Source organism: Streptomyces sp. NPDC096339, assembly GCF_044762985.1.
GTDB lineage: Bacteria > Actinomycetota > Actinomycetes > Streptomycetales > Streptomycetaceae > Streptomyces.
Map to the genome: position 1 here is coordinate 59,689 of NZ_JBIWFI010000045.1, position 10,076 is coordinate 69,764.

General features: G+C 70.3%; 8 protein-coding genes. 5 read left to right on the forward strand and 3 right to left on the reverse strand.

The window, feature by feature from the left end:
• The first annotated feature begins 9 nt into the window (after positions 1–9).
• Positions 10–1,167 carry a mannose-6-phosphate isomerase, class I gene (manA, locus tag ACIQ5Y_RS35770; protein WP_403890339.1) on the forward strand — a complete coding sequence of 386 codons (1,158 nt, stop codon included), beginning with the start codon at positions 10–12 and terminating at the stop codon, positions 1,165–1,167.
• 71 nt (positions 1,168–1,238) lie between these two features.
• On the forward strand, positions 1,239–2,165 hold the full coding sequence (locus tag ACIQ5Y_RS35775; RefSeq protein WP_403890342.1) for a cation diffusion facilitator family transporter: 927 nt from the start codon (positions 1,239–1,241) through the stop codon (positions 2,163–2,165).
• A 67-nt stretch (positions 2,166–2,232) separates the two neighbouring features.
• Here ACIQ5Y_RS35775 and lepB read toward each other — a convergent pair whose 3' ends face one another.
• Together lepB and ACIQ5Y_RS35785 are read right to left on the reverse strand one after the other, a co-directional pair.
• Positions 2,233–2,931 (reverse strand): signal peptidase I, encoded by a 699-nt coding sequence (lepB, locus tag ACIQ5Y_RS35780; RefSeq protein WP_403890345.1) that lies wholly within the window; start codon positions 2,929–2,931, stop codon positions 2,233–2,235.
• Between the two features lie 113 nt (positions 2,932–3,044).
• Complete coding sequence (locus ACIQ5Y_RS35785; protein WP_403890348.1) at positions 3,045–5,114, reverse strand: fructose-specific PTS transporter subunit EIIC; 2,070 nt, start codon at positions 5,112–5,114, stop codon at positions 3,045–3,047.
• A gap of 353 nt (positions 5,115–5,467) precedes the next feature.
• Here ACIQ5Y_RS35785 and ahcY point away from each other — a divergent pair, with 353 nt between their 5' ends.
• Positions 5,468–6,904 (forward strand): adenosylhomocysteinase, encoded by a 1,437-nt coding sequence (gene ahcY, locus ACIQ5Y_RS35790; RefSeq protein ID WP_403890351.1) that lies wholly within the window; start codon positions 5,468–5,470, stop codon positions 6,902–6,904.
• Positions 6,905–7,002: 98 nt separating this feature from the next.
• Positions 7,003–7,635 carry a hypothetical protein gene (locus tag ACIQ5Y_RS35795; protein ID WP_403890354.1) on the forward strand — a complete coding sequence of 211 codons (633 nt, stop codon included), beginning with the start codon at positions 7,003–7,005 and terminating at the stop codon, positions 7,633–7,635.
• Here the strand turns inward: ACIQ5Y_RS35795 and ACIQ5Y_RS35800 are convergent.
• Positions 7,632–8,567, reverse strand: a complete 936-nt coding sequence (locus tag ACIQ5Y_RS35800) for an RDD family protein (RefSeq protein ID WP_403890356.1) — start codon at positions 8,565–8,567, stop codon at positions 7,632–7,634. The two genes, ACIQ5Y_RS35795 and ACIQ5Y_RS35800, sit on opposite strands and share 4 nt — an antisense overlap.
• A gap of 113 nt (positions 8,568–8,680) precedes the next feature.
• On the opposite strand from ACIQ5Y_RS35800, the gene ACIQ5Y_RS35805 reads away from it, so the two are divergent.
• Positions 8,681–9,688 carry a stage II sporulation protein M gene (locus tag ACIQ5Y_RS35805; RefSeq protein ID WP_403890359.1) on the forward strand — a complete coding sequence of 336 codons (1,008 nt, stop codon included), beginning with the start codon at positions 8,681–8,683 and terminating at the stop codon, positions 9,686–9,688.
• Positions 9,689–10,076 lie beyond the last annotated feature (388 nt).

Consider the following 10,076-nt stretch of genomic DNA (forward strand, 5'->3'; position numbering starts at 1 on the left):
AAGACGACGATGGACCGCCTGACCAACACGATCCGCCCCTACGCCTGGGGATCGACCACCGCCATTCCCCAGCTCCTCGGGGTCGACCCCACCGGTGAGCCGCAGGCCGAGATGTGGATGGGAGCCCACCCCGGCGCGCCCTCCCGCCTCGACCGAGGGGACGGCGAGCAGGCCCTCTCGGACGTCATCGCCGCCGATCCCGAGGCCGAACTGGGCCCCGCCACCGTCGCCAGGTTCGGCCCGCGGCTGCCCTTCCTCCTCAAGCTCCTCGCCGCCGGCTCCCCCCTCTCCCTCCAGGTGCACCCCGACCTCGCCCAGGCCGAGGCCGGGTTCGCGGAGGAGGAGCGCCTCGGGGTCCCCGTGGACGCGGGCCACCGCAACTACAAGGACCCCAACCACAAGCCCGAGATGATCTGCGCGCTCACCCCGTTCCAAGGGCTGCTGGGCTTCCGCACGCCCCTGGAGGCCGCCGAACTCATCGACGGCCTGGGCGTGGACAGCCTCAAGCCGTACGTGGACCTGCTGCACGCCCACCCCGAGGAAGCGGCCCTGCGCGAGGTCCTCACCGCCGTACTGACCGCGGACCGCGCCGAGATGGCCCGTACCGTCGCCGAGGTCGAGGCGGCCGTGGACCGCCTCGGCGGCCGCTACGCCCCGTACGCCTCCCTCGTCCACCACTTCCCGGGCGATCCGGGCGTCGTCGCCGCCATGCTCCTCAACCATTTCCGACTCCAGCCCGGCGAGGCCGTGTTCCTCGGCGCGGGCGTCCCGCACGCCTACATCGAAGGCCTCGGGGTCGAGCTGCTCGCCAACTCCGACAACGTGCTGCGCGCCGGACTCACCCCCAAGCACGTGGACGTACCTGAACTGCTGAAGATCACGAACTTCGAGCCGGGAGACCCGAACGTGCTGCGCCCGGAGGGCGACGGCGAGGAGGTCTACGAGGTTCCCATCGACGAATTCCGCCTCTCCCGCCTCGTCCTCGCCCCCGGCGGCGCCTCCCGGGCGCTCCCGGAGGGAGCCCCGCAGATCCTGCTCTGCACGGCGGGCTCGCCACGGGCCGGCGAACTGGCCCTGGCGCCGGGTGAGTCGGTCTTCGTACCGGCGGGCGAAAAGGTCGAACTGTCCGGAGCCGGCACGATTTTCCGGGCCACCGTCCTGGTCTGACGTAGCGTCCGTACCGGCGGCTGCAAGAATGTGCGGCCGATATCAGTCGCCAGGAAGGACATCCAGCACCCATGAGCGCGTCGGGCGGTACCAAGGCGATCGTGGCGGCACTCGCCGCCAACCTCGCCATCGCCGTGTCCAAATTCGTGGCATTCCTCTTCAGCGGCTCCTCGTCGATGCTCGCTGAAAGCGTCCACTCCCTGGCCGACTCCGGAAACCAGGGGCTGCTCCTCCTCGGCGGGAAGAAGGCCCAGCGCGAGGCGACCCCCCAACACCCCTTCGGGTACGGGCGCGAGCGCTACATCTACGCCTTCCTCGTCTCCATCATCCTGTTCTCGGTCGGTGGCATGTTCGCCCTCTACGAGGGCTACGAGAAGATCAAGCACCCGCACCCGATCGAGGCCTGGTACTGGCCGATCGGCGTGCTGGTCTTCGCGATCATCGCGGAGTCCTTCTCCTTCCGCACCGCCATCAAGGAGTCGAACGAGCTCCGCGGCAAGCTGTCGTGGACCGATTTCATCAGGCGCGCCAAGGCCCCCGAGCTGCCCGTGGTCCTGCTGGAGGACTTCGGCGCGCTCGTCGGCCTGGTCCTGGCCCTGGGCGGCGTCGGACTCGCCCTCGCCACCGGCAACGGCGTCTGGGACGGCATCGGCACCCTGTGCATCGGCATCCTGCTGATCGTCATCGCCATCGTCCTGGCCGTGGAGACCAAGTCGCTGCTGCTCGGCGAGGCGGCCGGGACGGACCAGGTCGAGAAGATCAAGGCCGCGGTCGTCGACGGCGAGACCGTCACCGGCCTGATCCACATGCGCACCCTGCACCTCGGCCCGGAGGAGCTGCTGGTCGCCGCCAAGATCGCGGTCCAGCACGACGACACCGCGACCGAGGTGGCCCGGGCCATCGACGCCGCGGAGGCCCGCATCCGCGAGGCGGTGCCGATCGCCCGCGTCATCTACCTGGAGCCGGACATCTACCGGGCTCCGGCCGCCGCCGAATAGCACCAGGACTACCGGAAGGCCCCCGCGAACAGTGGTTCGCGGGGGCCTTCCGGTACTGCTGCCGTCCCTACGGCCGGTCACCGTGCGGCGGTTCGACGCTCGTGGCACCCCATACGGGCTGCAGCTGCGGTGCTGCGGGCCTCCGCCTCCGCACCACCAGGGCGGCGATCCCGAGCCCGATGCCCACGGGCAGGAGGCACACCCCGGCGAAGACGGCCAGACCGAGCCCGAGGGACAGAGGGCTCTCCTGGTCCTCTTCGACCCCGGTCAGGGCCGACACCGGCAACGTCCCCTTGTCGCTGTCCGGGTGGAAGCGGGAGTCCGCGGAGTTGCCGCGATTGTCACCGAGGATGAAGACCCGGCCCTGCGGCACCGTGACGTCGAAGGGCACCCCACCTGCCCCGGGGGCGCCGTTCAGGGCGTAGGGCTCGTCGAGTGGCCGCCCGTTGAGGGTCACGGCTCCGTCCCCCGGCTTGTAGGAGATGCGGTCGCCTCCCACCGCCACCACGCGTCCGAGGAACGGGCCCGCCAGCCCCCAGCCGGAGGGGTCGTAGGTCACCACATCGCCGCGCCGGACCTCGGACGTGTCCTTGCGAAGGACGACGAGGTCCCCGGGGACGAGCGTGGGCCGCATGTTGTCGCCGGCCGCGTGCGTCGCGGTGAACCTGCTCAGCATGAACGCGATCGGGCCGCCGATCAGCGTGGCGCCCACCACCAGCAAGACGATCGCGCAGATGCCCCGTTTGCGCCCGGGCCTGTGTGCCACGAATCCCCAACCCCTCCCAGCAGTACGAATGGCCGGAAGGATATGGTCTGGCCGGATCCGCGCGGCGGCCGGGTCGCGTACCCGCGCGCGGGCCCCGGCCACGCCGGGGGCGGCTAACGGATCTCGCGCAGCACGTCCAGGACGGCCGACTCGTCCGGCGCCGACCGCAGCCGCTCGCGGAAGCCGGTATCCATCAGCTTGCGCGACAGCAGCGCGAGGATCCGCAGGTGCTCGTCACCGGCCGAGGCCTCCGGCACCGAGATCATGAACACCAGCCGCGCCTTCGTCCCGTCCAGCGAGCCCCACTCGATGCCCTCGGCCGAGCGGGCGAAGCCCACGGTGGGCCGGCTCACCGCGTCCGTCTTGGCGTGCGGGATCGCGATGGACTCGCCGAGACCGGTCGTACCCTGCGCCTCCCGCGCGAGCGCGACCCGTACGAGCTCGTCCACGTCCCGGACGTTGCCGGTGGTGGCCAGCATCTGCGCCATCTCGCGGATCGCGGCCTCCTTCGAGTCCGAGACCAGTTCGGTCTTCACCGTCTGCCCGGTCAGGTACCCGGAGAGCACCTCCGGCTGGGCGGCCGGAGCCGACACGGCCGTACCGGCTCCGGCTCCGGCTCCGGCGCCCGCGCCCACGGCCACACCGGCCGGCACCGGCATCGGCTCCTGCTGCGGCTGCGGAACCCGCACCGGCACCGGCGCGAGCACCGCAGGGGCCTGCGGGGCGGGGCGGCCCTTCCCGCGCTGCTTGAAGCCGATCAGCGCGTTGGTGGTCAGCGCCGTGACGAGCACACCGGCCGCGATCGCGACGAAGAACATCCCGACACCGCTGATCGCACCGAACAGCGCGACGATCGGACCGCCGTGCGGCACCGAGTCCTCGACCCCGGCCACACCGGCGATCGCACCGGCCACCGCACCACCGAGCATGTTCGCCGGAATGACCTGAGCGGGCCGGGCGGCGGCGAATGGAATGGCACCTTCCGAGATGCCGAAGAAGCCCATGAACAGCGCGGCGATACCCGTCTCCCGCTCCTGCTCGCCGTACAGCCTGCGGCGCAGCAGCGTCGCCAGGCCCTGGCCCAGCGGCATGACCGGGATCGCGGCGGCGGCCATGCCCATGACCGTGTTGTTGGTGCCGATGAGGCCCACCGCGACGAGGAAGGCCGTCTTGTTGACCGGGCCGCCCATGTCGAAGGCGATCATCAGGCCGATGAGCGCGCCCAGCACGATCGCGCTGGACCCGGTCATCCCGTTCAGCCAGCCGGTCAGGTGCGTGAAGAGCCAGGAGATGGGCCGGCCGATCACGTAGATGTAGACCAGGCCGAGGGCCAGCGTCGACAGGATCGGAATCACGATGATCGGCATGATCGGCTGGACGAACTTCGGGACCTTGACCTTCTTGATCCACACGACCAGGTAACCCGCCAGGAAACCGGTCGCGATCGCCCCCAGGAAGCCCGCGTTGGCCTCCGCCCCGTAGATGGTCACGGCATCGGCGGCCAGGAACCCGCCGATCATGCCGGGTACGAGCGCGGGCCGGTCGCCGAGCGCGTAGGCGATGTAGCCGGAGAAGATCGGCAGCATCAGCTTGAAGCCGAGCCCGCCGAGGGCGTTGACGTAGAACCAGAACGAGCCCTGGTCGAACTCGATGCCCTTGGACGTGGTGTGCCCGCCGAGCGCGATCGAGACGGCGAGCAGCAGACCGCCCACCACCACGAACGGGATCATGTGCGAGACGCCGTTCATCAGCGCCTTGTACGCGGCACTGCGCTCCCTGCCGCCGCCGCCGTCAGCAGCTCCGCCCCCGCCCCCGACCGCGGCCGTTCCGCCCTGCACCGGCGCGCTCCGCACGCGCTCGATCAGCTCCTCGGGCCGGTGGATGCCGTCCGCGACACCGGTGGACAGGACCCGCTTCCCGACGAAACGCTCGCGGTCGACCTCCTTGTCGGCGGCGATGATGATGCCGTCCGCCTCTTTGACATCGTTGTCAGAGAGCACGTTCTCGGCGCCGATGGAGCCCTGGGTCTCCACCTTCATGCCGATGCCCAGACGGTCGGCGGCCTGCTGGAGCTTCTCCGCGGCCATGTACGTGTGCGCGATCCCCGTGGGGCACGCGGTGACGGCGAGCAGCTTCAATCGCTCCTGCCCTCCGCCGGGGGGAGGGCCTGCCGGACTGGTCACTGGAATCTCCTCACGCCAGGGGTCCACGGGATCGCGCGTACCTAACCGATCCATCGAAATCCTGCCCGGCACAAGGGGTGGATCAAAAGTCCGAAAGGCCCTGAACGAGCCCGCCGGAAGGCCTGAATCCCGGGCGGACTTGCTTCCCGGTCGACTGGGGCCCGCTCGGTTGATCGGTGTAGATTCGTCATCAGTGTCAGGCGTCGCTGCTGATGGCGGTCGGGCGGTCCGAGAGGCCGGCCGAGGGGAGAGAGGACCCCCGACGGACTGTGCTCGGTGTGCCGCCATGTCTTCATCCGGCCGGCGCACGGCCCAGCCGTACCCACCCTCTCGAACCATGAGGAGCAGCACCCATGGACTTCAAGGTCGCAGACCTCTCCCTCGCCGCCTTCGGCCGCAAGGAGATCACCCTGGCCGAGCACGAGATGCCCGGTCTGATGTCGATCCGGCGGGAGTACGCGGCGTCGCAGCCGCTGGCCGGCGCCCGTATCACCGGCTCCCTGCACATGACCGTGCAGACGGCCGTGCTCATCGAGACCCTCGTCGCCCTCGGCGCCGACGTCCGCTGGGCCTCCTGCAACATCTTCTCCACCCAGGACCACGCGGCCGCCGCCATCGCGGTGGGCCCGAACGGCACCCCGGAGAACCCGCAGGGCGTCCCCGTCTTCGCCTGGAAGGGCGAGACGCTGGAGGAGTACTGGTGGTGCACGGAGCAGGCGCTGACCTGGCCGAACACCCCCACCGGCGGCCCGAACATGATCCTCGACGACGGTGGTGACGCCACCCTCCTCGTCCACAAGGGCGTCGAGTTCGAGAAGGCCGGCTCCGCCCCGGACCCGTCCACCGCGGACTCCGAGGAGTACGGCTACATCCTCCAGCTGCTCAACCGCACGCTCGCCGAGTCCCCCCAGAAGTGGACCCAGCTCGCGTCCGAGATCCGCGGCGTGACGGAGGAGACCACCACCGGTGTCCACCGCCTCTACGAGATGATGCAGTCGGGCGACCTGCTCTTCCCGGCGATCAACGTGAACGACGCCGTGACGAAGTCGAAGTTCGACAACAAGTACGGCTGCCGCCACTCCCTGATCGACGGCATCAACCGCGCCACCGACGTCCTCATCGGCGGCAAGGTCGCGGTCGTCTTCGGCTACGGCGACGTCGGCAAGGGCTGCGCCGAGTCGCTGCGCGGTCAGGGCGCGCGCGTCATCGTGACCGAGATCGACCCGATCTGCGCCCTGCAGGCGGCGATGGACGGCTACCAGGTCGCCACGCTGGACGACGTCGTCGAGACGGCCGACATCTTCATCACGACCACGGGCAACAAGGACATCATCATGGCCGCCGACATGGCCAAGATGAAGCACCAGGCGATCGTGGGCAACATCGGCCACTTCGACAACGAGATCGACATGGCCGGTCTGGCCAAGGTCGAGGGCATCGTCAAGGACGAGGTCAAGCCGCAGGTCCACACCTGGACCTTCCCCGACGGCAAGGTCCTGATCGTGCTCTCCGAGGGCCGTCTCCTCAACCTGGGCAACGCGACCGGCCACCCGTCCTTCGTGATGTCGAACTCCTTCGCGGACCAGACCCTGGCCCAGATCGAGCTCTTCACCAAGCCGGAGGAGTACCCGACCGACGTCTACGTGCTGCCCAAGCACCTCGACGAGAAGGTCGCCCGCCTCCACCTCGACGCCCTCGGCGTCAAGCTCACCACCCTGCGCCCCGAGCAGGCCGCCTACATCGGCGTCAAGGTCGAGGGCCCGTACAAGCCGGACCACTACCGCTACTGATCCGAGCAGCGGCAGCAAGCAGAATGTGAAGCAGGCCCCCGGCACGCGTGCCGGGGGCCTGCCCCATACGTCCCAGTCCCGACAGAAGTGTGCGCACCATGCCCCGCGGCCGCTATTCGCTCCACGACCCGCACGACCACGCCCCCTTGGGCGAGGAGCACTTCCACTGCGCTCCGGGCCCCTCCGGCTGGCGCTACGTTTCCCAGCTCACCGCCCCGGACGGCGATCACCGGGGTTCCGTCGACCTGGCCATCGACGAACTCGGCCGCCCCATCCGCCTCGAACTGAACGCCGCGAGCTGGCAGGTCCGCGGCGCCGCCATCGACGGCGTCACCTGGGTCCGCACCGACCCCACCGGAACCGAGGCCACCGAGGGCAACGTGCGCGCCCCCGGCTTCACCGGCACCTCACCGGCCTTCCTCATCGCCACGGCCAGATTGCTGCGCCTGGCCCCCGGCGCGCCGGCCACTCGTGTCCGCCTCGTCGCGCTCACGGACCCGGTCCTGGCGCCCCGTACGGTCGACCAGGCGTGGGCACTGCTGCGGCGCGAGGAGCACCCGACGGACAGCGGCCCGCTGCTGGTGGACGAGTACCAGGTCAGCGCCCTGGACACCGGCGAGGTCCACACGATCCACATCGCCGGGGACGTGGTCCTCTCGGCCCCCGGCATCGAACTCGAACACCTGGAGACCCCGCCCTCGACGTTCGACTCGTACGAGAGCGACGACTAGGCGGGCGGCGCGAACCCGCCGGTCCGCGGAGCCCGCACCTCGACGGGCGCCACGGGAGCCACGGGCGCGGGAGCGACAACAGGCCCGGGCATGGGCATGGGCCCGGGCCCATGCATGGGCGCCGGCCCGGGCACGGGAGCCGGCACGGGCCCGGCCCCGGGCATCGCCACCGGCACGGGACCAGCCGGCCGGAACGCCTTCGCGGCGTCCCGGGACTGCCGCTCGTGCACCACGGCCATCAGGAACGCCGCGGCCGGCACCCCGGCCGGCGCGGGCGCGCCGGTCCGCGCGACGAGATCGTTCGCGAGTCGTGCCGCCATCGCGGCCCCCACCTGCGGGTCCAGTTGGTTCATCCGCGTCAGGTACTGGCGTATCGCCATCCACAGCCCCTCCGGCACCGCCGAGAGGTCCAGCCCGGCGAACCGCCCCGCCAGCCACGGCGGCGGCGGAGGCACCGGCATCACCCGCGCCGCCGGCACCCGCTCGCGTATCACCAGCGTCCCCGCGAAGACGTCGCCGAGCCGCCGCCCCCGCGCCGACACCAGCGAGGCGATGCACGCCACGGACCCGAAGGTCGCCAGCAGCTCGACCACGCCCATGGCCCCCCGGACCAGCGCGTGCCGGAAGCGGATCGGCCCGCCGTCGTCCCGCACCACCCGCAGCCCGCAGGCGAGCTTGCCCAGCGACCGCCCGTGGCTCAGCGTCTCGATCGCGATCGGTACGCCCACCAGCACCAGCACGAAACTCGCCACCATCACGGCGGCCCGCGCGGCCTCGTCGAGGGAGGCGGTCGAGTAGACCAGCCCGATCGTGATCACCGTGTACCCGACGAAGTACACGAGCAGGTCGAGGACGATGGCCAGCGCCCGGCTCGGCACCCGCGCGGGCCGGAGCCCCAGGACCACCGCGTCCCCCGTCACCAGATCGCTCACCGCAGCACCTTTCACGTGACCTGCCCCAACCCCACGGACGTCCAGTCTGCCAAGCTGAACCACACGAGGAACAGGCAGTGTCAGGGGACCAGGGGCAGGGGAGCGGCAACCGTATGGATCTCGACGTCTTCGTGACGGCACACCGCGCGGAATGGGACCGCCTGGAACAGCTCCTCGGCCGGGGCCGCCATCTGACCGGTGCCGAGGCCGACGAGCTCGTCGCGCTCTACCAGCGCGCGTCGACGCACCTCTCCCTCGTCCAGTCCAGCGCCCCCGACCCCATGCTCACGGGCCGCCTGACGCAGCTGGTCGCCCGCGCCCGCGCCACGGTGACCGGCACCCGGCGCGCCGGCTGGCGCGACGCGGCCCTCTTCTTCACGGCGGGCTTCCCGGCGGCGGTCTACCGAAGCCGCCGCTGGTGGATCCCGACCGCACTGATCTCGACGGCGGTCGGCGTGCTCATCGGCTGGTGGATAGCCACGCACCCCGAGGTCCAGGCAGCCATCGGCACCCCGGAGTTCCTGAAGGAGATGACTCAGCCGGGCGGTGAGTACGAGACCTACTACTCCAGCCACCCCGCGGCCTCCTTCGCCGCCCAGGTGTGGACGAACAACGCCAAGGCCGCGGCGATCTGCCTGGTCCTGGGCGCCTTCCTGGGACTCCCGGTCCTGGGGATCCTCTACGTGAACATGGTGAACCTCGGCGTGGGCCTCGGCCTGATGGCCTCCGCCGGCCGCCTCGACGTGTTCCTCGGCCTGATCCTCCCGCACGGCCTCCTCGAACTGACCGCGGTCTTCGTCGCCGCGGGCATGGGCCTGCGCCTGGGGTGGACGGTCATCGACCCGGGCCCGCGCACCCGCCGCACGGCCCTCGCGGAACAGGGCCGCGCCGCACTCGGCATGGCCATCGGCCTGGCGGTGGTCCTGTTCGTCTCGGGCCTGATCGAAGGCTTCGTCACCCCGTCCGGCCTCCCCACCTGGGCCCGCATCACCATCGGGGTCGTGGCCGAGGCGGCCTTCCTGGTCTACGTGTTCGTACTGGGCGGCAGGGCCTCCCGCGAGGGCGAGACGGGCGACGTGGAGGCCGCCGACCAGACGGCGACTCTCCCGACCGCGGCCTGATGTGCGCCGGACCCCGCTGAGCTGCTAGTCTCCTCAGGTCCCGGAGCGGGTGTTGACACATCCGCGATGGGGAGGTAGATTCTAACGGTTGCCTCGAACTGGACAAGTTCGGCAGCGATGGTTCACAATCTCTCTCGCCCCCACTTCGAAATAGAATTCGAGCGGGGCACAGCCGTCTCCTTATTCAGGAATCCGAAGCCGGTAAATCCGGTGGAAAACTTCTGATAGAGTCGGACTCGCCGGAAAGGGAAACGCGAAAGCGAAGACCTGGAAAGCACCGAGGAAGTCGGACACGAAAGAGTCTGATAGAGTCGGAAACGCAAGACAGCAGAACGAAAGCCCGGAGGAAAGCCCGAGAGGGTGAGTACAAAGGAAGCGTCCGTTCCTT

Coding starts and splice junctions, on each gene's coding strand:
- manA (WP_403890339.1), top strand. CDS start 10: ATGGACCGCCTGACCAACACGATCCGCCCCTACGCCTGGGGATCGACC.
- ACIQ5Y_RS35805 (WP_403890359.1), top strand. CDS start 8,681: ATGGATCTCGACGTCTTCGTGACGGCACACCGCGCGGAATGGGACCGC.
- ahcY (WP_403890351.1), top strand. CDS start 5,468: ATGGACTTCAAGGTCGCAGACCTCTCCCTCGCCGCCTTCGGCCGCAAG.
- ACIQ5Y_RS35795 (WP_403890354.1), top strand. CDS start 7,003: ATGCCCCGCGGCCGCTATTCGCTCCACGACCCGCACGACCACGCCCCC.
- ACIQ5Y_RS35775 (WP_403890342.1), top strand. CDS start 1,239: ATGAGCGCGTCGGGCGGTACCAAGGCGATCGTGGCGGCACTCGCCGCC.